20 protein-coding genes and 1 pseudogene are annotated in these 22213 nt (G+C 61.1%); 11 read left to right on the forward strand and 10 right to left on the reverse strand.

From position 1 onward, the window contains the following. Positions 1-14 precede the first annotated feature (14 nt). Complete coding sequence (locus QM596_RS03125) at positions 15-602, reverse strand: TetR/AcrR family transcriptional regulator (RefSeq protein WP_283308104.1); 588 nt, start codon at positions 600-602, stop codon at positions 15-17. A 543-nt stretch (positions 603-1145) separates the two neighbouring features. Here QM596_RS03125 and QM596_RS03130 point away from each other — a divergent pair. After that, on the forward strand, positions 1146-1535 hold the full coding sequence (locus tag QM596_RS03130) for a sigma-70 family RNA polymerase sigma factor (RefSeq protein ID WP_283308106.1): 390 nt from the start codon (positions 1146-1148) through the stop codon (positions 1533-1535). 873 nt (positions 1536-2408) lie between these two features. On the opposite strand, the gene QM596_RS03135 is transcribed toward QM596_RS03130, so the two are convergent. Further along, complete coding sequence (locus tag QM596_RS03135; RefSeq protein ID WP_283308107.1) at positions 2409-2693, reverse strand: hypothetical protein; 285 nt, start codon at positions 2691-2693, stop codon at positions 2409-2411. Positions 2694-2919: 226 nt separating this feature from the next. On the opposite strand from QM596_RS03135, the pseudogene QM596_RS03140 reads away from it, so the two are divergent. Beyond that, positions 2920-3090: pseudogene (locus QM596_RS03140) on the forward strand (VIT1/CCC1 transporter family protein); the annotation flags it as partial. Between the two features lie 8 nt (positions 3091-3098). Here QM596_RS03140 and QM596_RS03145 read toward each other — a convergent pair. Both QM596_RS03145 and QM596_RS03150 read right to left on the reverse strand, forming a co-directional pair. Continuing rightward, positions 3099-4931 (reverse strand): APC family permease, encoded by a 1833-nt coding sequence (locus QM596_RS03145; protein WP_283308760.1) that lies wholly within the window; start codon positions 4929-4931, stop codon positions 3099-3101. A 94-nt stretch (positions 4932-5025) separates the two neighbouring features. Beyond that, complete coding sequence (locus QM596_RS03150) at positions 5026-6237, reverse strand: DUF2254 family protein (protein ID WP_283308108.1); 1212 nt, start codon at positions 6235-6237, stop codon at positions 5026-5028. A 117-nt stretch (positions 6238-6354) separates the two neighbouring features. On the opposite strand from QM596_RS03150, the gene QM596_RS03155 reads away from it, so the two are divergent. Then, positions 6355-8724 carry an arylsulfatase gene (locus QM596_RS03155; RefSeq protein WP_283308109.1) on the forward strand — a complete coding sequence of 790 codons (2370 nt, stop codon included), beginning with the start codon at positions 6355-6357 and terminating at the stop codon, positions 8722-8724. A 47-nt stretch (positions 8725-8771) separates the two neighbouring features. Beyond that, positions 8772-8909 (forward strand): hypothetical protein, encoded by a 138-nt coding sequence (locus tag QM596_RS03160; protein ID WP_153211511.1) that lies wholly within the window; start codon positions 8772-8774, stop codon positions 8907-8909. Positions 8910-8917: 8 nt separating this feature from the next. Here the strand turns inward: QM596_RS03160 and QM596_RS03165 are convergent, their stop codons facing one another. The 3 genes from QM596_RS03165 to QM596_RS03175 form a co-directional block, all read right to left on the reverse strand. After that, positions 8918-10573 (reverse strand): FAD-binding dehydrogenase, encoded by a 1656-nt coding sequence (locus QM596_RS03165; protein ID WP_070385202.1) that lies wholly within the window; start codon positions 10571-10573, stop codon positions 8918-8920. Then, the gene (locus tag QM596_RS03170; RefSeq protein WP_029537099.1) at positions 10570-11235 is read right to left on the reverse strand and encodes a TetR/AcrR family transcriptional regulator; all 666 of its coding nucleotides are present in this window, start codon (positions 11233-11235) and stop codon (positions 10570-10572) included. Before QM596_RS03170 ends, QM596_RS03165 begins: the two co-directional genes overlap by 4 nt. A gap of 141 nt (positions 11236-11376) precedes the next feature. Then, positions 11377-12708 carry an MFS transporter gene (locus QM596_RS03175; protein ID WP_020909324.1) on the reverse strand — a complete coding sequence of 444 codons (1332 nt, stop codon included), beginning with the start codon at positions 12706-12708 and terminating at the stop codon, positions 11377-11379. A gap of 157 nt (positions 12709-12865) precedes the next feature. Between QM596_RS03175 and QM596_RS03180 the strand changes: the two genes are divergently transcribed. The 3 genes from QM596_RS03180 to QM596_RS03190 all read left to right on the forward strand — a co-directional run bounded on the left by QM596_RS03180 (position 12866) and on the right by QM596_RS03190 (position 15436). Further along, the gene (locus tag QM596_RS03180) at positions 12866-14029 is read left to right on the forward strand and encodes an LLM class flavin-dependent oxidoreductase (RefSeq protein ID WP_003940457.1); all 1164 of its coding nucleotides are present in this window, start codon (positions 12866-12868) and stop codon (positions 14027-14029) included. Positions 14030-14179: 150 nt separating this feature from the next. Then, a complete protein-coding gene (locus QM596_RS03185) occupies positions 14180-14716 on the forward strand; it encodes a hypothetical protein (RefSeq protein WP_037133520.1) in 537 nt (178 codons plus the stop codon). An 87-nt stretch (positions 14717-14803) separates the two neighbouring features. Then, the gene (locus QM596_RS03190; RefSeq protein ID WP_133727190.1) at positions 14804-15436 is read left to right on the forward strand and encodes a hypothetical protein; all 633 of its coding nucleotides are present in this window, start codon (positions 14804-14806) and stop codon (positions 15434-15436) included. Between the two features lie 10 nt (positions 15437-15446). On the opposite strand, the gene QM596_RS03195 is transcribed toward QM596_RS03190, so the two are convergent. Beyond that, the gene (locus tag QM596_RS03195; protein ID WP_003940315.1) at positions 15447-15962 is read right to left on the reverse strand and encodes a CGNR zinc finger domain-containing protein; all 516 of its coding nucleotides are present in this window, start codon (positions 15960-15962) and stop codon (positions 15447-15449) included. 25 nt (positions 15963-15987) lie between these two features. Between QM596_RS03195 and QM596_RS03200 the strand changes: the two genes are divergently transcribed. From QM596_RS03200 to QM596_RS03215, 4 genes are all read left to right on the forward strand, one after another. After that, the gene (locus QM596_RS03200) at positions 15988-16179 is read left to right on the forward strand and encodes a hypothetical protein (RefSeq protein WP_021331840.1); all 192 of its coding nucleotides are present in this window, start codon (positions 15988-15990) and stop codon (positions 16177-16179) included. Positions 16180-16282: 103 nt separating this feature from the next. Continuing rightward, the gene (locus QM596_RS03205; protein ID WP_283308113.1) at positions 16283-17890 is read left to right on the forward strand and encodes an AMP-binding protein; all 1608 of its coding nucleotides are present in this window, start codon (positions 16283-16285) and stop codon (positions 17888-17890) included. A 127-nt stretch (positions 17891-18017) separates the two neighbouring features. After that, complete coding sequence (locus QM596_RS03210; RefSeq protein ID WP_283308115.1) at positions 18018-18302, forward strand: hypothetical protein; 285 nt, start codon at positions 18018-18020, stop codon at positions 18300-18302. Positions 18303-18340: 38 nt separating this feature from the next. Further along, on the forward strand, positions 18341-19072 hold the full coding sequence (locus QM596_RS03215; RefSeq protein ID WP_283308116.1) for a hypothetical protein: 732 nt from the start codon (positions 18341-18343) through the stop codon (positions 19070-19072). A gap of 14 nt (positions 19073-19086) precedes the next feature. On the opposite strand, the gene QM596_RS03220 is transcribed toward QM596_RS03215, so the two are convergent. Together QM596_RS03220 and QM596_RS03225 are read right to left on the reverse strand one after the other, a co-directional pair. Then, complete coding sequence (locus tag QM596_RS03220; protein ID WP_283308118.1) at positions 19087-21042, reverse strand: ABC1 kinase family protein; 1956 nt, start codon at positions 21040-21042, stop codon at positions 19087-19089. A 302-nt stretch (positions 21043-21344) separates the two neighbouring features. Next, complete coding sequence (locus tag QM596_RS03225; protein ID WP_021345701.1) at positions 21345-21482, reverse strand: hypothetical protein; 138 nt, start codon at positions 21480-21482, stop codon at positions 21345-21347. Between the last annotated feature and the right edge of the window lie 731 nt (positions 21483-22213).

Here is a 22213-nt window from a genome sequence, read left to right on the forward strand (position 1 = left end):
CGCGAGGGGTCCAACTAGGGCATGCCTACACCTCGGAGTAGAGCAAGGATGGCGCGCTCGAGGGACCCTGACAGGTCCATGGCGGTATCGACGAGGGCCCGCTGGGCCAGTCCGTTGGCGAGGGCAAGGACCGCGTTAGTCAACTCGCCGATGCTCACCAATGGTGTTATTCCGAGAATCGCCACAAGTTCAGCGACGACCGACTGCGCGCTGGTGTCGACTTCGTGCTGGATCTCCGCGACTTTCTCCCGGAGTGCTGCGTCGTCAACGGCAGCGAGGAAGAACTCAGACTTGGCGCGATGGAGCGAGCGCGCCACCGCGATGTCCCCGACGAACCAGATGGTGAAGGCCTCCACTGGGCGCGAGGTGGTCTGGAGGGAGGCAATAGCACTGGAGACATGTTCCTCACTCTCCTCCTCCAAGACGGCGAGGAAGAGGTTCTCCTTGCTGGGGAAGTGCTTGTATACCGCTGTCCGGTGATAGCCAGCGCGCTCTCCGATGCGCTCGAGTGTCGCCGCGGAGTATCCCCGATCCTCAAATTCGTCGCGCGCCGACGAGAGCAGTAGCGCACGCGTCTGGGCCAGTTGCTCAGTTCTGCTCATGCGAACCCGCATTTCAACCTCACTCAGTCAATTCGATTTAGTCACGGCTCGTGACTGAACACGTTATGTGACTGGTCACGTTATGTGACGCGTCCCACTTTTGCAAGGTCTACTTTGCCCACGCCTTTCGGAGGCGGGAAGGCGGATGCCTGGCGCTCGAAGTCGAGGGTCAGCGACGGCTGCGTCGTGTTCCTTGGAAGAACGAGGGCGCACGTTTGCTTCGGTCGGGGAAGTCATCCGTGGTGATAGGTTGCCGAAAAGGGTTGCTGAACTGGACGAATGATGCTTGTCTACCCCCTGTCTTGTTAGGCTAGGGGGATAGACTTAATCTATTGACGAAGCGAGAGGGGCTTCTCAATGAGATGCGAGTATTCGCGACGGCCCGGGGCTCGACCTCGATGAGGCCGAGGTCGGAATCGACACCAAAGTGGTGGTCGGTGGACGAACGGTCGTTGCCCGGTACTCGGAAATTCCCGAGTTGACCGCCAAGGCGATCCCGCAAGCAGTTCGGAATGGCCGAGCCGTGTCAGGGAAGGGGCAAAAATGAAGGTCACAGCACACTCGGTCCGATCAGGCGACTGGTGGTCGGTCGACGTACCTGAGGTCGACGGTCTGTTCACCCAGGCCAAGCGACTCGATCAAATCGCGGAGATGGTCGCGGATGCAGGGGAGCTGCTCACGAACGTGCCGGCCGCCGAGTTCGAGGTCACGCTCGACTACGACTTCGGAGACCCACCAGTACTGCGCGAGGCCAAAGAGGTCAAAGAACGCACCGCAGCGGCACAGCGAGCCGTCGAGGAAGCTTCTCAGCGATCCCGCGCAGTCGTCCACGGACTCCGGGAACGAGGACTCTCTGCACGAGATGTGGCCACGATCCTCGGAATCAGTCACCAGCGTGTTTCTCAGATCGACAAGGACAAAGCCACAGCCTGACCGTCAGGTGTGGGGGAATAGGGCTTTCGATATCGATAGAGCAGCCGAATTGTAATTCTGCACAGCATCATTCGCGTCAAAAGTGAAGAATGCATTGCCGTTGCCCGACGCGCATTGGTCAGTGTGCGACGAGTACCCACTCAGCGAGAAGAACAGCATCGATCTTCGCTGATCGCTGCCTCACGCACCCTACAAGCGCTGAAGACCGGGCGGCCTACCTGCGATTTGTGCATCTTCACCTGAACAATCACCGTCGACGACGACACGTCGATGCCGCCGTCCGCTCCCTGGTGTCGCCCGAGCGTCGGTGAACCCCACCTTCCGCATCGCTGAAGCCATCGCCAATTCAGCCTGTTGACGGGAGAGAGTCACGACGGAGGCGCCTCCTGATAAGTGAAATCCACTTATCGACGGCCATTCTGACACCCACAGGCACCGACCAATGGTTTCGGGTCATGTCCGCTTGCGGCTCGCAATCTCCTTAGCGAGTTGCTGCATGTGGGTTGGGCCCACATCCCGGGCGAGCGCGACGTAGTGGTCCTCGGCGGCCGGCCGTTAGCGCACCGGCAACGTCTGTCCTGGGGCGAGTCGAATGAGCTCGGTCATCGTGAGGCTCGGCCAACAGCTTGCCCAGTTCCTGCTCCGTGAAAGTCCTTACCGGCCAGCGCTCGTTGGCGCCCCAGCCTCGACCCTTGAACTGGACCTTCTTGCCCTTCCTCACTCCACTGACCAGGTCCGTTCGCTCTTCGAACTGAGGCTTTAAACCAACGATCGGGTAGTGGACCTTGCCCTTTTCATCACGCCGGATTCGAGCGTGCCCTTGCAGTTGAACGGCTTGCGGTCTCAGGGCGGGTCGCAGTGATCTCGATTTCCTCACTGGCCAACAGCGCGGCCACCTCGGCATGGTGGACCTGTGCCCGCAGAACACCCGCTTCGCGGTGGTGACCACAGTGTCGCCGTGGGTGAAAGTGCAGCGACGGCGGCAAGGATGTTCTCGACCGGTGCACGTGTTACTCCGGCCTTGGCCATTCGTTCTTTGAGTCCGGCCGGCAACCCGCCCGCGTTTGTCTTCATCTTCTCGAGGTCGTGGAGAACCAGGTCTTCCGCCAGCGCCAGGAAGTCGGGAGCCGCGCTCGTGCCCGCCTCGACTTGTGCCATCTGCTCGAAACTTTTACGTGATCGTCAGATCGCCGATGTGCATGCCTGGGAGAATTTGGTGATTGAGTTCGTCGACCGGACTGAGCGCGATTTTGCCGCGCTGCTCGCGTATCAGAGTCTTGCCCGTGGCATTGTTGGTGGCCTAGGAGTACGCGCTCGTTCAGGCGGCACCGGTACCTACTCGGCGCTCTTCCTGCTGCTTCATCAGCCACCCCTTGGCCGGGGTGTGGTGGTCGCATCTGTTCTCGTGGGGATCGCGTTGCTGACGACGGGCGTTGTGGTCGGGTTGCTGTCGGGCGGGCCACCGTTCAAGCGGGCGCTACGCCAACTTGCGATCGGCTACGGCGCTGCCGGCGCAACGTATCTGCTCGGCATGTTGTTCGGGACCTCGCTCTGAGCGTCGGCTCACGCGCGTAGGGCGGGATCGCGGTGAGCCGGATCGATCCGAACCGGAATTTGGCACACCACGGCCTCGGTGTGTTTGCGCAGTGCATGAGCGATCTCATCGGTCCGTTGGCTCGGGAGGAATCGGTGCCATCTGGTCGCCGGGTCGATGGTGGCGACTACAACAAAGGTTTCTCGGTGGGGGAAGTGTGTACGGATGTATCGAGCGAGGGTATTCCCCACGGAATTCTCGGTGTCCTCGATGACGATCAAACGCGAATTCGGGTGTCGGGCTTGCCATCGGCGGGTGAAGTCCGTCGTAGATTCGTGGGCCAGGCAGACTCGAATTGCGATGGGCTGCGAAGACATTGCCGTTGCCGCGGCCATCGCGCGGGTGGAGAGCGACGTAATTTCGGACACGGGTACTAGGACCGCTGGTTTGTATCCGATAGACAGAGAATCGTTCTCACCCTGAACGGTTAACCGCTTACCGATATGTGTGTACGCACCGCGGATGCGTTCCATACCGAGGACGAGCGCAGGGAGCGCGAGAGCGATCAGCCAGGCGCCCTCGGTGAACTTCATGGCGGTAGTCACCACTGCTGCGATCGAAGTCAACGCAGCCCCGAAACCGTTGAGTGCCAATCGCCACTTCCAGCCCGGTGTCCGTTCAGTGAGCCAGTGGCGCACCATGCCGAACTGCGCGAGCGTGAATCCGATGAACACACCGATGGCGAACAGCGGCACCAAGGTGTTCATGTTTCCGCCGGATCCGATGAGCAGGAGAGCACCGACGCCACCGAGCGACAAGACGCCGTACGTGAAGACGTCGCGCGCCGACTTCCGTCTGAAGCGGTGCGGGAGCACGTTGTCTTCGGCGAGGATTCGCATCAGGTTGGGAAGTCCGCCGTACGAGGTGTTCGCGGCCAACGCCAACAGAATCACGGTGGAGAATTGGACGACGTAGTAGCCCACACCATTTCCGAGGGCAGCGGAAGTGAGTTGCGACAGGACCGTTGTTCCAGGGACCGGTGCGAGTGAGAACTTCTCGATCAACACGGCAAGGCCGATCAGCATGGTGCCCAACAGGATTCCCAGAGCTACTTCGGCACGCTGAGCGCTACGCACGCGAGGCTTCTTGAAACTGGGTACCGCATTGGCGATGGCTTCGACACCGGTCAATGCGGCGCAACCACTCGAAAATGCCTTGAGCAGAAGGAGAATGCCGATCGTGTGTGCGTTGTCGACGACGAAGGGAGCCGTGGCGGCGGCAGGGTTTTCCCGAAGTAGTCCGGCACCGATCACCGTGAAGACGCTGACGACAAAAACCACGGTGGGCAACATGAATACCCGCGCGGAATCTGCGATGCCCCGTAGATTCAGAGCCGTGATGCCGCCGAGTATCGCCAGTGCGATCCAGACCGTATAGGGAAGAAGCGCAGGGAAGGCGGAGGTCAGAGCCGCGACACCGGCTGCGATCGATACCGCGACGTTGAGGGTGTAGTCGACGATCAACGATGCGGCAGCGGTCAAACTGGCGCGCGGGCTCAGATGCTTCTTCGCGACGGCGTATGCGCCACCGCCTTCGGGAAATGCGGCGATCACCTGGCGATACGACGCCACCAGGACCACAAGCAGCACGGCGATGGCGATCGTCACCGGCACGGTGAAGCCGATCCCCGCGCCGCCGGCGAGGGCCAACACCAACACGATGGCCTCTGGACCGTACGACACCGAGGCCATCGCGTCGAGCGACAGACCCGCCAGTCCGGTTGCGACGGAGAGCTTTTGCTTCTCAGGTTCGCCGCCGGCGCGGGTGGTCGACGATATGACTCCACGGTGTCCGAGTATCACTGCATGTCTCACCAAGTCAGTATCGATACTTCCCGTTGAGCTGAGACCGATCTTGACGATGCCTTGACGCGATCACCAACAAATCTGTACAGGTTCACAACGGCGGTTCGAGTCGCGGGAAGCCTTGTGACAGCTGATCAATCCAGCGGGCGCGCATGGCGAGAATATCGCGGTTCCGAGACTCCGATTGGGCGGCGACGTGCGAAAGTAGGTCGCGAAGTCGGCCCAGAACGAGTGGTGAGTTCGATGCCGAGGCAATGACGTCGTCCAGTCCGGTTCTGACGAAGGTCGTGAAGTCGGGTAGCGGAATCACCACACGCAGATCACCACGCTCGTCGACGACCCGGATCGAATCTGCGCGCACGGAGGCCACCAGAGAGAGGAGGTCTTCGATCTCGTCCAGAGCCTGCACGGCCGTCGCAGGATCGTTGATAGCGGGTGAGAGCGCTCTGAGCGCGATGTCAGCCAACAACCGAATCGCGAGTAGGGGGTCCTGGGTGAAGGTCCGCTCACTCCCACTGACCAAGGCGTCAAGGATCGTGTTGGCGGGCATGGGTCCGCCGTAGACGTCGGCGAGCGGCAATCCGTCTCGCAGCGTGCTACCCGGCGACACTCGGAGGACCACCATGGATCGGCAGTTCCGAGTGCTCTGCAGGAGATCTTCGACGAGGACCTGTTGCAGAACGGCCGGCGGTCGATGCCACTCGATAGTCGTGATCACCGGAAGTGTTGGTAGAGGAGGCAACTCCCGATCGGTGGTGGGGTACACGGCGGCGAAGACTGCTCGGCCACGACTCGAGATCGAGGTCAGTACAGGAGCCAACTGGATGGCCGAGAATGCGCGCAGCTGGAGCAGCCTGATCAGCGTCAGCGTGGCCAAGAGCGCCAGCACTGCGAGACTTGGCACGACCACGGACACATCCGTTTCGTTGCTGATGGCGAGCGCTGCCGTGATGTCGAAAACCGACTGGCCTATGGCGAAGGCAAACGTCCGCCACACGATGGGGTCGTCGCGGAACAACAACAAGCGAGGAGTGAAGGTGGTCGCGGCCCACTGGACGACGAGGAACAGTAGCGAGAAGATCACTGCGACTACACCCAGTAACCCCAGCCCGAGTGCAACGAGCATCTCGCTGACCTGACGGGCGGGAATCATTGGGCCGCTACGTAAATATGGCATCGCCAGTCCGGCAGCCAGTCCTACGACGACGCACAGGATCTGGGTCAGGCCGGCACGCACACGGCGCCGGGGGACGAGGAAGGCATGCCCGATCGGGGTGGGAGCGAAACGTCCGGGCTGATCCACCCTTCAAGCCTCCACGCTGCGGCAATGGTGCGCCTTCACCCGAAACGGATGATGTCGACGCCGTCGTGATCCTGAAACGCTTGAAAGAGCCATGTGAGAGACAGAAGGCGAGACGTCATGACGGATCCGACAGGCCAGAGCCGCCGCGCTGTACTACCGATTCCGGATCGACAACATCTTGGTCTGGTGACGTACGACGCGAAGGATCCGGACACGGAGTTTCCGCCGATCACTCCGCTACTGCCGCCGGCCGGGGCACCCAATGTTCTGGTGGTCCTGTTGGACGACGTGGGATATGGCGCGAGCAGTGCCTTCGGCGGACCAGCGGACACACCGACTGCTGAGCGATTGCAAAGTAATGGGCTCACGTACACGCGGTTTCACACGACTGCGCTGTGTGCACCGACCCGCGCCGCACTGCTGAGTGGGCGCAACCACCATTCGGTCGGTATGGGCTCGGTCACCGAAACCGCGACCTCAGCTCCTGGACTTTCCGGTCTGCGCCCGAATACCAAAGCCGCACTACCGATGACGTTGAAACTGAACGGATACTCGACGGCGCAGTTCGGCAAGTGTCACGAGGTACCGCCGTGGCAGACATCCCCGGTGGGGCCGTTCACATCGTGGCCGACGGGAGAAGGCGGATTCGAGCACTTCTACGGATTCATCGGCGGGGAGAACAACCAGTACTACCCGGCGCTGTACGAGGGTGTCGCGCCCGTGGAGGCGGACAAGACACCGGAGGAGGGTTATCACCTCACCGAGGACCTTGCCGACCACGCGATCGACTGGGTTCGGATGCAGAAGTCCTTGGCTCCGGACAAGCCGTTCTTCGTCTACTTTGCACCCGGCGCCACACATGCACCGCACCATGTTCCGAAGGAGTGGGCAGACAAGTACGAGGGCCGGTTCGCAGGAGGTTGGGATGCGCAACGCGAATCGATTCTCGAGCAGCAGAAGCAGCGGGGAGTCGTCCCCGCGGATGCGGTCCTCACCCCGCGCCCCGAGGCCATTCCGGCGTGGGAGGACATGAGTGAGGAGATGAAGCCTGTCCTCGAACGCCAAATGGAAGTTTATGCAGGGTTTCTCGAACACACCGATTTCCATGTCGGCCGGCTTGTCGATGCGATCGAGGAACTCGGAGCCCTCGACAACACCCTCGTGTACTACATCATCGGCGACAACGGAGCGTCTGCAGAGGGGACGATCAACGGAGCCTTCAACGAGATGGCCAACTTCAACGGACTCGCCGCCATCGAAACACCCGAGTTCATGGCGGAAGTGAAAGACAAGTTCGGTACCAAGGACGCGTACAACCACTACTCCGTAGGGTGGGCATGGGCAATGTGTACGCCGTACCAGTGGACGAAACAGGTTGCCTCGCATTGGGGTGGCACTCGCAACGGAACGATCGTGCACTGGCCGGCGGGGATTCGGACCAAGGGTGAGACGCGGTCGCAATTCACCCACGTCATCGACGTCGCACCAACGATCCTCGAGGTCGCGAAACTGCCGGAACCGACCTTCGTCAACGGCGTCCAGCAATCACCGATCGAGGGGACCAGCATGGTCTACACCTTCGACGACGCCGAAGCCGCCGAACGTCACGATCTGCAGTACTTCGAGATGGCCGGCAATCGCGGTATCTATTACAAGGGTTGGAGTGCGGTCACCAGACACAGCACTCCGTGGCTGTTCGCGGAGGCACTCCCCGCTCTCGACGACGACGTGTGGGAGCTCTACGACGGGTCGCAGGATTGGACGCAGTCCAAAGATTTGGCGGCCGAGTTGCCGGAGAAACTCGCTGCACTGCAACGCTTGTGGTTGATCGAAGCGGTCAAGTACAACGTGCTTCCGATCGACGACCGAAGATTCGAGAGGTTCAACCCTCACATCGCGGGGCGTCCGCAGTTGGTGTCCGGGAACCGACAGGTTCTGTTTCCCGGAATGAAACGGCTGAGCGAGCACAGCGTGCTGAGTATCAAGAACCGATCTTTCAGTGTCACAGCAGCAGTCGACATCGCGGATGGCATTACTGCCAACGGTGTGATGATCGCGCAGGGAGGCAGGTTCGGCGGCTGGACACTTTACGCGCGGGAAGGTCGCGCCAAATTCGTCTACAACCTGCTCGGCATGACCGAGTTCGTCGTCGGGTCCGAGGTTGACATTCCGGCAGGATCACATCAGATCAGGGTTGAGTTCGCCTACGACGGTGGTGGTCTCGCGAGGGGCGGCGCTGTCACGATCTATCATGACGGTCGCGAAGTGGGCTCGGGTCGCGTCGAGCAGACCCAACCGATGGTCTTCTCCGCGGACGAGACCACCGACATCGGTGACGATTACGGCATGCCTGTCAGTGTCGACTACAGTGGTGCAACCACATTCAACGGCCGTATCGACGTAGTCCAGATCGACGTCGGCGACGATGACCATACCCACCTGATCGACCCGGAGGAGGTGGTGCGAGTGGCGTTGTCCAGACAGTGATTCCACTGACAAGAGCAGCAGTCACAATCTCCTGAGGGAGGGTCGCAATGCCGACCGTCATCCGTACTGTTCACGATCTGGTCCGCCACGCGCGCGGGCCGACGCACCATCACCACCATCAATCCGTGCACGAGGCACGGCGAATGCGCGCCCACCACATACTGGTCACGCATTCGCTCGCCTGATTTCGGGGCTACAGGTCGCGCGCCAGTGCTCGTCCGGCTGCGCGGCCGGAGAAGATGCAGCCACCGAGGAAGGTCCCTTCGAGCGCGCTGTAACCGTGGACTCCGCCGCCGCCGAAGCCCGCGACCTCACCGGCTGCGTACAGGCCGTCGAAGACACTGCCGTCGGCCTTGATGACCTGTGAATCCAGGTTGGTTTCCAAGCCGCCGAGGGTCTTGCGGGTGAGCAGGTGCAACCGGACCGCGATCAGTGGGCCGTTCTTGGGGTCCAGGATCTTGTGCGGTGCAACGACGCGCACGATCTTGTCTGCCAACAGATTACGAGCACCGTGGATGGCGGTGACCTGGAAGTCCTTGCTGTACTTGTTGTCGACTTCGCGGTCGCGGGCGATCATCTCGCGCTCGATGTCCTCGTAGTCGAGGAGCGGTTCGTCGGTGAGGGCGTTCATGCCGTCGACCAGATCACGAAGGTTGTTGCGCACCACGAAGTCTGCGCCCTTCTGCTTGAATGCCTCGACCGGTCCCGGCGCGCCCTTCTTGATTCGTTCGAGGAGGAGCTTGAAGTCGCGGTTGGTGAAGTCCGGGTTCTGTTCCGATCCCGAGAGTGCGAACTCCTTCTCGATGATCTTCTGGTCGAGGATGAACCACGTGTACTCGTGGCCGCTGTCGAGGATGTACTTGAAAGTTCCCATCGTGTCGAAGCCGGGGAAGTTGGGGACGGGCAGACGCCTGCCGGTGGCGTCGAACCACATCGAGGACGGTCCGGGGATGATTCGGATTCCGTGGTTGGGCCAGATGGGATTCCAGTTCTGGATGCCTTCGGTGTAGTGCCACATGCGGTCGCGGTTCACGATGTTTCCGCCCGCGGATTCGGTGATTTCGAGCATCCGTCCGTCGACGTGTGCAGGTACTCCCGTCAGCATGTGCTTCGGTGCCTTGCCGAGTCGCTCGGGCCAGTTCTTCTTCACCAGTTCGTAGTTGCCGCCGATTCCACCGGAGGTGACCACGACTGCCTGTGCGGCGAACTCGAATTCGCCGATGGGGGTGCGCGAACTCTTCACGCCGCGTAGATCACTGGAAGGTTCGAGGACGGTTCCGCGTACACCGGTGACCGCACCATCGGTGACGACGAGTTGATCGACTTGGTGGCGGTGCTTGAACGTGACCAGTCCGCGCTTCTGGGCGGCGATCACCTTGGTCAGGAAGACATCGACCACGCCGGGGCCGGTTCCCCAGGTGAGGTGGAATCGCGGTACCGAATTGCCGTGTCCAAGAGCCATTCCGCGGCCGCGTTCGGCCCAACCGACATTCGGCATCAGACGAAGCCCCAGGTCGTGCAGGTACTGACGCTTGTCGCCGGCCGCGAACTCGACGTACGCCTTGGCCCACTGGCGAGGCCAGTGATCTTCGCGCTCACGGTCGAATCCGGCAGTGCCCATCCAGTCCTGCATTGCCAACTCGAGAGAGTCCTTGATGCCGAGTCGGCGTTGCTCGGGGCTGTTCACGAGGAAGAGTCCGCCGAGCGACCAGAATGCCTGCGCGCCGAGGTTGGCTGCGTTCTCCTGTTCCACGACAAGGACTTTGCGGCCGGCGCGTGTCAGTTCGTAGGTGGCGACCAGTCCCGCCAGCCCTGCCCCGACAACGATGACGTCAGCTTGTTCGCTCACGACAGCTCCTCTTCCGATTGGTTGTTCTGGATTATTTCGCTGTAGGACAGCAGGATTCGAGTGAAGATATCGCGGCGCAGTGCGAAGGCGGCGTTGGTGTCGGTGTCGACGAGACACTGCACGCTGGTGCCGTCGTGCACTGCGACCAATGCCCGTCCCAACGCAGTCGGGTCGCCGACGATTGTTCGCCCGACGTCGCTGAGTGCGGACTCCACAATAGGCAACAGGGTGCGAAGGATCGCGTCTTCACGGTCGGCAAGGGCTTTGCGAAGTGCCGGGTTGCGGAGCGCGTGAGCGGTGAATTCCGCGTTGATCCGGTACCACTGCGGGTCGACCGGAACCACCGCCACGATCCGGGCGACAGCGGCATGGATGTCGACGGTGTTACCGGCGGTTATCGACTCCGTCGCCAACCGCAGATCGGCGAGCATAGCTGCAGATCGTTGCTCCCACATCGCGAAGAACAGTTCGTCGAGTGAATCGAAGTTGGAGTAGAACGCGCCTCGGGAGTAACCGCCGCGTTCGCAGATCTGCTCGACCGTGGCGTGCCCGAACCCCGATTCAGAGAAGGCGTCCGCAGCCGCGTCGAGCAGGCGCTGCCTGGTTTGACCACGGCGTTTGGTGACACGCTTGGCCGGCGAGTTGTCCGTTCCAGTCGTCATCGGCGCCTCCGTCGGGGTGGAACCCAAACGATACACCGATGTATCCGATGCGAAGACGTATCTCGATTAGATCTTCTTGGCAGGTGTTTCTATCTATATCTAGCAAATATGCAAGATAGGAAGATATTTGTATGACGACAGCTACAAGTGCAGATCACGCTTCCTGATCGCCGCAGTGGCGACGACGCTGATCGCCGAGGTGGCCACCAGATATCCACATGCCAGCCACGGTGAACCGCCACTGGCGCCGATCAGTGCCGTCAGAATCAGAGGTGTGACGCCGGAGGCGTAGATACCAGAGAACTGGTAGACGACCGACAACCCGGTGTACCGGATTTCTGTGGGGTAGAGGCTCGCATACAGCGTTCCCTGGGCGCCGTAGAACAAGGCATGAATCACTCCGAAGACCACGACCATCGCGACTCCGAAGAGCAGGAGATTCTCGGTACCGAACAGTGCGAAGGCGGGGAAGATCGCGAGGCCGTACGCGGCGATGCCCACGATGTAGACCCGTTGCGGGCCGAACCGATCGGTGAGTAAACCGGAAAACGGCAGCAAGATCGCCATCACTACTGCGGCCACGGTGACCACAAGAAGTACGGGAACCTTTTCGAAATGCAGAGTCTTGGTTGCATACGTGATTGCGAAGACGCCCCAGGTGTTGAACGCGGCGCCCTCGCCCCAGCGAGACAACATGCCCAGTACGGTGTTTCGCGCGGCTTTTCCTTGAAAGACTTCCCTGAGCGGGGCGGACGAGCGCTGTTCGAGGTCGCGAACGGCCTGAAAGGCGGGCGTCTCGTCCACCTTCAAGCGGACCACCAACCCCACGATCACGAGCACCAGGCTCAGGACGAAGGCGATGCGCCAGCCGAAACGGAGAAACTGGTCGTCGTCGAAGACTGTTTGAAGCAGCGCGAACATTCCTGTGCCCAATGCCAACCCGAGAGCCAATCCGATCTGCGGGATGCTGCCGAACAGTCCACGCTTCTTCTCCGGACTGTGTTCGACTGCCAAGAGAACAGCTCCGGCCCACTCGCCACCGAGAGCGAATCCCTGCAGGATACGAAGCAGCAGAAGCAGAATCGGTGCAACGACTCCGATCTGAGCGGCGGTCGGAAGAACGCCCATCAGCGCCGTCGCGATACCCATGATGAACATCGTGAGAGCAAGCGTCTTCTTGCGCCCGATGCGATCGCCGATGTGACCGAACACCACTCCACCGATGGGGCGAACGAGAAAGCCGACTGCGAAGGTCGCAAAAGAGAGCATGGTCCCGACGAACGAACTCTGGTTCGGGAAGAACAGTTGGTTGAAGACCAGACTCGCTGCCGTTGCGTAGAGGAAGAAGTCGTACCACTCGACCGTCGTGCCGAGCAGGCTCGCGGCGACGACGGTTCTCAATCTGGATCGCCGCTCGTCGTCGGTCTCGTTCGAGAACGGTGAATTGTGCTCGACTTCGGCAAACGTGGTCATCGGAGCCCCCGGGTCGCGGTGCAAATTCACGAAGGTATCGCCGGCGCCGAAAGTGGGCACCCCTAGCGATCAGGGTGATTTCAACCCTGTTCTTCGAGGTGGACTGTGGTTGTAATGACAGAAGAGTTCTGCCTGTACGTCGACGAAAGGAATCACCGTGTCACTGCGCTTCCACTGGTTCTTGCCTACTTACGGTGATTCCCGGAATCTGATGGCGGGTGGGCACGGCAGCTCGATGTCCGGTGATCGTCCGGCGACGCTGAAATACCTCAATCAGATCGGCGCGGCCGCCGAGACGAACGGCTTCGAAGCCGTCCTCACGCCCACCGGCGCGTGGTGCGAAGACGCCTGGCTGACGACGGCGATGATGCTCGAGACCACCGAGACACTCAAGTTTCTGGTTGCTCTGCGACCGGGATTGCTCAGCCCCACGCTGGCCGCCCAGATGGCCGCAACCTTCCAATGGCAGTCGGGCGGTCGTCTGCTGCTCAACGTCGTGACCGGCGGGGAGGACCACGAGCAGCGCACGTTCGGTGACTTCCTCGACAAGAACCAACGGTACGCACGATGCGGCGAGTTCCTCGACGTGATCCGCCAGTTGTGGTCCGGTAACGGTCCGGTTGATTTCTCCGGCGAGTACGTCAACGTGGAAAAAGCTACGCTGCAGCGTATTCCGGATCCGGTACCGCCCATCTTCTTCGGCGGATCCTCGCCGGCGGCCGGCACCGTCGCATCGCGCTACGCGGATACCTACCTCACCTGGGGTGAGACGCCGTCCGCTGTTGCCGCCAAGATCGCCTGGATCCGCGACCTCGCGGAAGTCCAAGGTCGTCACCTCGACTACGGAATCCGTTTGCACGTCATCAGTCGGGACACCTCGGAACAGGCATGGGCAGAAGCGGATCGACTGCTCAGTGCGCTCGACCCGGCGACCGTCGAGCAGGCTCAGGCGAGTCTTGCGCGATCCGGCTCCGAAGGTCAGCGTCGGATGCTCGAATTGCACGGCGGTGGTTCGGCTTACAAGGAGGGCGTCGGAGCGCGGTCGCTGGAGATTGCGCCGAACCTGTGGACCGGCGTCGGATTGGTGCGAGGGGGAGCAGGTACCGCATTGGTCGGTTCGCACCAAGAAGTGGCTGATCGGATTGCCGAGTATGCGGCGATCGGACTGGATCACTTCGTATTGTCGGGCTATCCGCATCTCGAAGAGGCGTATCAGTTCGGTGAGGGTGTGCGTCCGATCCTCGAAAAGCGTGGATTGGTAGCACCGCACGGTTCGGTCGGCGGACCGGTGCGAACGCCCTTCGTCTCCAGTGGGAACTGAGTCGAAAAGCTAGCTCTTCGAGAAGGGGACGTTTGTCCCGATCTTTCGGGCATGCCCTCCCGGCGGGGCAATTGGGCCATTTCGGGCGCTAGATCCGATCTAGGCTGCGCACTGTTGCCGAACTCAAGGCGCAGTACGAAAGGATCCTCGATGAAGCTGGGCACGAGTGGAGTACGTCGCGTAGTGGGAACCGTGGCAGTCGCCGCTGCAACCGCGGCAGGCGTCGCGATGGTCAATCCTGCGACTGCGTCGGCCGAGGTGGTCCCCCCGGTCGTCTCGTACAAGGTGACCGGAAACGATCTGGCGCTGACGATCACGAACAACAACACGGGAATTGCCCCGTTGTGCCAGGCGTTCGTCGTCAATGCCGCGGATTCTGCTGCTGTGCTTGATGATCCGCTGAAACTGCTTGATCCGAACCTTGTGGTGTACCCCAAGATCACCGATCCGGCCTCGCTGTTCGACGTGGGCAAGGGGCAGACGGTCACCGATACCGTGACCGACGTTCCGGACGGAACCTACGCCGTGCTCGGTGCCTGCTCCGATCTTCTCGATCTCGAGACGTTGGGTAAGCCCGTTACTGGCGTGCCGAGCCTCGTTGTCATCGGTGGACCGTTCAGCGGCATCAATACCGGAAGCCTGAGCGACCTGTTCGGTAGCGGCAGCCTCGAAGGACTTTTCGGGTAGCTCACTGTCTGTCTCCCCAATTTTCCGACTGAGCGGTCTATTCTCCATGCATCTGGTGATCTGACCGACTTGCCTGGAGGTTCGGAAATGCGAAGTCGTGGATTCAAACGCGCTCTCGGAAGCATTGTCGCGGCGTCCGCCGCCGTCGTGGGACTGGTTGTCATGACGCCGGCGACGGCGTCGGCAGCACCAGCGATTCTTCCGCCTCCGGTATCGGTGAGCGCAGCGGACAATGCGATCACCTTCACCATCACCAACCCGAACCCGCGGTTCAGCTTCATCAACTGCACGGTGGCGATCCTCAATGCCAGGGATGTCCCCGACGTGATTCGCGATCCGGCAAAGCTGCTCCAGCCTGGCGTGTTGGTGTACCCGACCGTCAGTAACATCCTCGATCTGTTTGCCGTTTCGCCTGGGCAGACGATCACGCGGACCGTCGGTAATCTGCCGGCCGGGGTTTACGCCGTTGCGGGAGCGTGCGTTCGACTGCTCGATCCGACCAACCCCACTATCGCGATTCCGCAGGCAGTCGTGGTCGGCGGCTGGTTCGAGGGCGCGGGAACCGGAAGTCTCTCAGGATCTTTGGAGGATCTGGGATACAACACGGTTCAGGACTTGATTGACGCGTGGAATCGGATCAGCTCGGGAAGCAGCGCCGGTAGCTTTCAGTTCGAGTACCAAGGTGGCTCGGATTTCGAGGTAGTGGGTCCCACGTCGTAGTAGGTGCAACTCACTTGCGTGCACGATGACGCCGCACCGCGTCGCGATTCGCGCACGTGGGGGAGCAGTACCGCTGATTGCCGTTGCGGGAGGTGTCCGCGTAGATGTTGGTGCACTCGTCCAGGGTGCATCGACCTAATCGGTGCATGCCGCGGCCGACGAGGTGTAGCGCCGTGCCTACCGAGAAGAGTGCCTTGAGGACCTCGGCGAGCGACTGTTGGGGATCGCGGTAGTGCAGATGCCAGCCGTCGTTCGCGTGGTTGGTCATGCGCGGATACGCCGACGCTTGCTCGAGCATGACGTTCACCAGTTCGGCGCGGGCTGCCTCCTCCGTGACGTCGACGATTTTCGACCACTCGATCAGAAGGTCGAGGGTCTCGTCGAGGTCCTTCTCGGCGATGGGGAAATCGAGAATGATGCCTGCATCGACGCAGCGTTCGACGAGTTCGGCCAAGGTCTCGGGGTTTCGATTGGCCAGGTCGGCGGCCAGCGTCACCGCATATTCGCCGTAAGGGTTGAGATGCACAATGCCATTACATCATGCTCGTTGCATGAAGAAAACAGAGATCACGCCGATCGGTTGCATCCATCGCTGGGAGGTCGAATCCCGGCACCGAACCAGCGAGGGGACGGTCACCTACCTGCGCTGCCATTGCGGGTCGTGGCAGACCTTGCTCGCCGAGTGGATGTCGGGTGGGGCAGCCTCGGCCGTCGCCGCACCGATAAAGGTCAGGTCCAGGTAATGATCAGCTAATCGTTCCGTTTTACCTCCGGCGACATGGAACGTGTTCTAGATTCAGGGTTATCTGCCTCGATGTCGCGGCGCGGACTCTGAAAGGAAAGACAATGCAGTTCAATCTTGCTGACATATTCGAGACCGTTGCCGGCTCAGTCCCTGATCGCGTTGCATTGACTTACGAGGGAGAGAACTTCTCCTACTCTCAGTTGGATGCGGAGGCTAACCGAACGGCCAACCTGTTCGCGAAAGCCGGCATCTCGCGCGGCGATCATGTAGCCCTGTTCCTGAAGAACAGCGTCGAACATGTCACGTCGATCCTCGGGTTGATCAAGATCCGTGCGGTCCCGATCAACGTGAACTACCGGTACACACCCGCGGAGCTCGAGTACATCTTCACCAACTCCGACTCGGTCGCGGTGGTCGTGGAACTCCCCGAGCATCAGCGTGTCCTTGCTTCCCTCTTCGGTGCATGCCCGAAGGTGAAGACGGTGATCGTGATCGGCGAGGTCGACGCCGAACTGGTCGCAGCAGCAAAAGCGCATGAAGTTTCTGTGGTTTCGTTCGACGACGCTCGTGAACAGTCTCCAGTGGGGGAGTTCGACGCTCGTTCTGGCGACGACGTGTACCTCCTCTACACCGGCGGGACCACCGGATACCCGAAGGGCGTCATGTGGCGTCATGACGACTTCTTCCGTAAGCCGCTCTCCGGCGGCAATCCGTACGGTGAGGGAGCGCGGCAGGACCTCGCCGAGATTGCCAGTGCTGCAAAGGAATTTCCGGAACTCTCGTTCCTCATTGCTGCCCCGCTGATGCATGGCGCCGCGTTGTACTCGCTGTTCACCTTCCTCACCCTCGGTGCGCGAGTTGTTCTACGACGCGAGTTCGACGCGGAGAAGGTCGTCGAAGCGATCGAGAAGGATTCGGTACAGGTGATCTTGATCGTCGGCGACGGCATGGGACTGCCGTTGGTCGACGAGATGGAACGACGCAAAGACGAGGTCGATTTCAGCACCCTGTTCTCGATCACCTCGGGTGGCGCGATCTGGTCCACCAGCGTGCGGGATCGCATGCTGGCGGTGAAGCCGGACCTGCTGCTGCGGGACAACTTCGGAGCCTCCGAGTCCGGTAACGACGGCGCCTTCTCCATCGACGAGGCGGGCAATCTGCGAATGCCGCCCTCGCCGAACATGATTCTGGTCGACGAGCGCCTCGAAGAGATTCCAGCGGGCTCCGACGACGTGGGCTACATCGCGCGCATCGGAAACGTCCCGCTCGGGTACTACAAGGACGAAGAGAAGACCGCCCGCACGTTCCCGACCCGCGCCGACGGCACCCGCCTTTCGGTGCTCGGCGACATGGGCAAGGTGGAAGCAGACGGCACCATTGTCTTCCTCGGCCGTGGCTCGCAGTGCATCAACACCGGTGGCGAGAAGGTCTTCGCCGAGGAGGTCGAGGCTGCCCTTCACGCACATCCGGCGATCTCCGACGCGCTCGTTGTCCCAGCCCCCGATGCGCGCATGGGGCAGCAGGTCGCAGCGGTGATAGCGACCTACCCCGGATCCGACGAGCTGACTCTCGAAGCGGTACAGGAACATTGCCGCAAGACGTTGGCCGGATACAAGGTGCCGCGCACGATCGTGCTTGTCGATGAAGTCAAGCGAACCCCGGCCGGTAAGGCGGACTACCGCTGGGCGACGACACTGGCATCGACCTAGCAACGTGGAATGGGCGACGACGATCTTTCACACGGATTTCACCACGACATAAGAGACATACCGGAAAGATGGTGCAGAGTAAGTCGTTCGCGCCTTGCGTCGTCACTCCACGAAAGGGCCCTGTCTCATGCTCATCATCGGAATACTCCTGTTCGGGATCGTCATCGGAGCGGGAGCCCAGCTGATTCTGGGGAGAACGACCGCACGAGTGGACTGGACCTTCGCGTTCATCGCGGGAATCGGTGGTTCGCTGGTCGGCGGATTGCTCGTGAGTTTGATTGCAGGCGACGGATTATCATTGCGCCCGAGCGGCATCCTCGGGTCCCTTGCCGGCGCTGTCATCATCACCGCGGGGTGGCAGTGGTACCGCGGGAGGAACGCAACTACAACTACGCGTCCGTCTGATCGCTGATTTCCACAGTTCCGTCAGGGGACGGAGAGCGTCGACATATGAACGAACTACTCGATGAAGTCCTCACCGCACATGGCGGAGTCGAACATTGGCAGTCCGTTTCAGCGATCACGGCACGGGGACGTTTGGGCGGTCTGCTGCCCCAGCGCTTCCCAGGCAACAAGCTGGCGAAGTTCACGGTCGAGGTTGAAGTCGCCGAGCAACGCACTGTCCTCCAAGACTTTCCGCGTGTCGGCGAGTGCGCTGTGTTCGACAAGGGCGTCGTGCGGATCGAAACTCGTGACGGCGAAGAACTCGGGAGTCGAACCGACCCACGTTCAGCGTTTTTCGGGTTGAGTGGAGTCCGGCGCAACCTCCACTGGGACGCACTCGACACCGCTTACTTCGCCGGCTACGCCTTTTGGAACTATCTGACGGCACCGCTGCTGCTCGCCCGCGACGACATCACTGTCACCGAAGCCGAACCTTGGCAGGAATCCGGGCAGCAATGGCGACGACTTCAGGCAACGTTCGCGCCGGCGATCGATACTCATTGCCGGCAGCAGACCTTCTATGTCGACAACGGCGGCCTCATCCGCCGTCACGACTTCGTCGCCGAACCGGTAGGCAGCTGGGCGAAAGCTGCTCTCTACTGCGACCATCACCGTCAGTTCGACGGTCTCACGTTTCCCACTCGACGACGTGTGCTCCCGAGAGGGCCAGGCGGCCGCGTTCTCTCGCGCCCGACGCTCCTGGCGCTCGACTTCGACGACATCGAGATCAAGCGATGAAGATCAGTTCTCGGTTACCTGTTGTCGAGTGTGAACAAACGGAACACGGTCCGCATGCACAGAACGACGCCGACGAAGCCCAGTACCGCACTCACGAGTGCATAGCCCGACAGCTGAGGTGTGAGTTGTGGTCCGCCAGGCACGAACAGCAGGATCGCCGCGACAATCAGCGCGGTCACTCCCGCCGCCATACCCAGGGCGTTGTTCGCCGACCGTCGTAGCCATCGCCTGTCGTCGGGGTGTGCGACCGAGCGTGTGCGAAGTGTGAAGTTTCCCGATGCGATCGAGGTCGCGATCTGGTCGAGCTGACCAGGCAGGCGCCTGACCACCGCGGTTGTGACCGCCGTCGTCGACAGGATTGACTGCGCGGCTGCAGTCGGGCTGGCGACCTGGGTCAACAGTCGGGGTACTTCGGCCCGAACAGCAGCGACGAGGTCGATCTGCGGATCCAGGAGCCGGAGGGCGCGCTCCAAAGACGCGAGCGAACGGAAAGCGGCGGCGACGTCTCCCGGCACTCCGATTCGGTGTTCTCGAAGCACGGTGAACATTCGCGCGAACGATGCCATGGAAACATTGGGTTGGACACTGAGCAGGGTGATCTCTCGGCCCACCTGGTGACGTAGTGCTCCGCGATCCACTTCGGGCGGTACGTCGAATGCCATCAGCATCGCGTCGACTGTCGCCACCGGATCACCTGCGAGGGCAGCGTTGAGGAGCACGGCGAACAAGATCCGTGTCTCGCCGTCCAGAACCCCTACTGCGCCGAAGTCGAGGAGCCCGACCCGGCCGTCATCGAGGATCATGATGTTGCCGGGGTGCAGGTCCGCGTGAAACACCCCGTGGACAAAGATCCCGTCGAGCAACGACGCAAGAAGTTCGTTGGCGACGCTGCTGCGGGTGTCGCGGTCGAGGCCGGTGAGCGCGGCCTCACCGTCGGAGAGCGGGGTGCCGTGAAGACGTTCCATCACGAGCACCCGTCCACTACTGAGGTTGGGGTAGATGTGCGGAACGACGATATCCGGGCGGTTCGACATGGTGGAAGAAATCGCGCCGGTATTCGCTGATTCGGTGCGGTAGTCGAGTTCCTCGAGTAGTGACGTGACGAGGCCCCCGGCGAGTCGATGAACGCCGATATCGCGTGCCCAGGGAAAACGGGTCTCCGCGCGGGATGACACGCGAAGGAAGATATCGCAATCCACGCTCACTTGTGCGCTCGCCTCGGGGCGTTGAACCTTCACCACAACGTCGACGCCTTCAACGGTGCGCGCGGAATGTACCTGTGCGACAGAGGCGGCGGCGAACGGCTCCACATCGAACCGCGCGAACACCGACTCTGGTGCGTCGCCGAGTTCCGATGCCAGTAGCTCCGCGATACGGTCGGGATCAGCCGGGCGTGCCGAACTTTGCAGAGAAGAAAGGGCGCGAGCCAACTCGGGTGGTATGAGGTCGTCTCGCGTGCCGAGGATCTGTCCCAACTTGACGAAAGTGACACCGCACCGGTTGATTACTTCCACCAGTGCGTCCCCGAACTGAGGCGCTGACGGCCCAGCACGGAGAGCGGGCCCGACTCCCGCTCGCACGACGATGCCCATGATCTGGACGTACCGCTTCGTTCGGCGCCACGATTTTCGGCTGCGCCGCAATGCTTCCGACGGACCTGGTAGGGATCCTGTAGGAACGACGACTTCGAGGAAAACCAATGCGGCCAGGCATGCTGCGAACACCCATAGCGCGACAACTCCGAAGAATATGAGTGCTGTTCCCACGCTCACCAGAAGTTGATCGTCCTGGCTGGCAATTCCTGCGAATGTCGCGGCGTAGCCAGACAGGGGGACACCCACCGAGAGCGCTATCACCGCGACCAGAAGTGTTCGTGGCCATCCGACTCTCGTCCCCAGCGTTCGTCGCATCACACCCGCCAGTGCTGCCGCAAGAAATGGCGTCGTGACGATCCAGACCATCAAGTCCATTGCGATAGCGTACGGGTTCGCAATCTGCGATACATCCAGGAAAACCCCGAGCCCACCCCGACTGACGGGTAACAAGCCCGACAGTGCCCAAGCGTCGAACATGCTTGGGCACTTCGGTGTTCATTCGCTCCGATGGCGACTCGTCCTGATCGATCGTCCAAAACTGCGTTCACTGACCATCCGCGAGGCCGAACTACGCATCATGCTCGTCAGCGAGGTCCCGGCCCCCTTCGCGCGGAGCTGTACAGCCGAAGAACAGGCTGCGATGGACGCCGAGCAGAAGTGGAACCGAGTGGGCTCCTTTAAAGAATGGGGCCGCCAGTGAACAGGTTGACGAGACTCACAGCGAAGAACTGGACGATCGCTATGGCGGTGGCAAACGGGTCGCCCGCATACGTAGCTTGGTTGACCCATTCGTTGAATGCGTTGATCGAACCCATTGTGATTCCTCCTGAGTAGTGATGGCGTGATTGATTGAAGCTGGTGGTATGACACTCGACACGAGGGACGTCAGTACGGACCCGGCGCAGTTGGGCATATGAGGCCACGAAAGGTCAGTGACGAGCGCCGATGGTACGCTGCGGTTGGTTGCCCTCTGCGTTTCGAATGTAGTTCCTCGACTTAGGAATACCGTGAAGGACGGGGCGGATTCGGTTACGAGTATCCCGCGACAGACGACATCGTCAATATTACGATGTCGGCAACAAACGCGACGACGGCACCAATCGGATTCTGGACAATCCACGAAATTACTTCAGTCATGTTCTCGGTCCTTCCTTAGCGTAAGACGCGTGATCGAATACTCGACCAGCTATTGCAGTACCCGGCCCCGTTCGGTGAATTAAACCGTTACCGAGGATGATTGGCGCAAATAGATAGATCGCACACCGGGGGCGTTGAATCAACTCGCCCAATCGTTGCACCTCTATGCTCGGGGTTCGATTCGTTACCAACATCTTTCAGAGAAGGGGTGATCAGTCCCATCAGCGATCGGTACCCCGCGTGCGAAATCCTTCTTCGTAAACACCTGCCCAGCAACGTCGTAACGTCAGAGGTGGCAGTTGGCAAGGCCGACCGTCTTCTCGAGATCGTGGCGAGTTTTGCTGGGCAGATGTGACACTACCTCGCGGTCTCGCCGGATCAGTCTTCCTTTCGGAGATCGATGGCTGTT

Origin of the sequence: Rhodococcus sp. IEGM 1406 (assembly GCF_030056745.1) — a bacterium.
GTDB classification, from domain to species: Bacteria; Actinomycetota; Actinomycetes; order Mycobacteriales; family Mycobacteriaceae; genus Rhodococcus_F; species Rhodococcus_F erythropolis.

Coding starts and splice junctions, on each gene's coding strand:
- QM596_RS03125 (WP_283308104.1), bottom strand. CDS start 602: ATGAGCAGAACTGAGCAACTGGCCCAGACGCGTGCGCTACTGCTCTCG.
- QM596_RS03130 (WP_283308106.1), top strand. CDS start 1,146: ATGAAGGTCACAGCACACTCGGTCCGATCAGGCGACTGGTGGTCGGTC.
- QM596_RS03135 (WP_283308107.1), bottom strand. CDS start 2,693: ATGGCACAAGTCGAGGCGGGCACGAGCGCGGCTCCCGACTTCCTGGCG.
- QM596_RS03155 (WP_283308109.1), top strand. CDS start 6,355: ATGACGGATCCGACAGGCCAGAGCCGCCGCGCTGTACTACCGATTCCG.
- QM596_RS03160 (WP_153211511.1), top strand. CDS start 8,772: ATGCCGACCGTCATCCGTACTGTTCACGATCTGGTCCGCCACGCGCGC.
- QM596_RS03170 (WP_029537099.1), bottom strand. CDS start 11,235: ATGACGACTGGAACGGACAACTCGCCGGCCAAGCGTGTCACCAAACGC.
- QM596_RS03175 (WP_020909324.1), bottom strand. CDS start 12,708: ATGACCACGTTTGCCGAAGTCGAGCACAATTCACCGTTCTCGAACGAG.
- QM596_RS03185 (WP_037133520.1), top strand. CDS start 14,180: ATGAAGCTGGGCACGAGTGGAGTACGTCGCGTAGTGGGAACCGTGGCA.
- QM596_RS03190 (WP_133727190.1), top strand. CDS start 14,804: ATGCGAAGTCGTGGATTCAAACGCGCTCTCGGAAGCATTGTCGCGGCG.
- QM596_RS03200 (WP_021331840.1), top strand. CDS start 15,988: ATGAAGAAAACAGAGATCACGCCGATCGGTTGCATCCATCGCTGGGAG.
- QM596_RS03205 (WP_283308113.1), top strand. CDS start 16,283: ATGCAGTTCAATCTTGCTGACATATTCGAGACCGTTGCCGGCTCAGTC.
- QM596_RS03210 (WP_283308115.1), top strand. CDS start 18,018: ATGCTCATCATCGGAATACTCCTGTTCGGGATCGTCATCGGAGCGGGA.
- QM596_RS03215 (WP_283308116.1), top strand. CDS start 18,341: ATGAACGAACTACTCGATGAAGTCCTCACCGCACATGGCGGAGTCGAA.
- QM596_RS03220 (WP_283308118.1), bottom strand. CDS start 21,042: ATGGACTTGATGGTCTGGATCGTCACGACGCCATTTCTTGCGGCAGCA.
- QM596_RS03225 (WP_021345701.1), bottom strand. CDS start 21,482: ATGGGTTCGATCAACGCATTCAACGAATGGGTCAACCAAGCTACGTAT.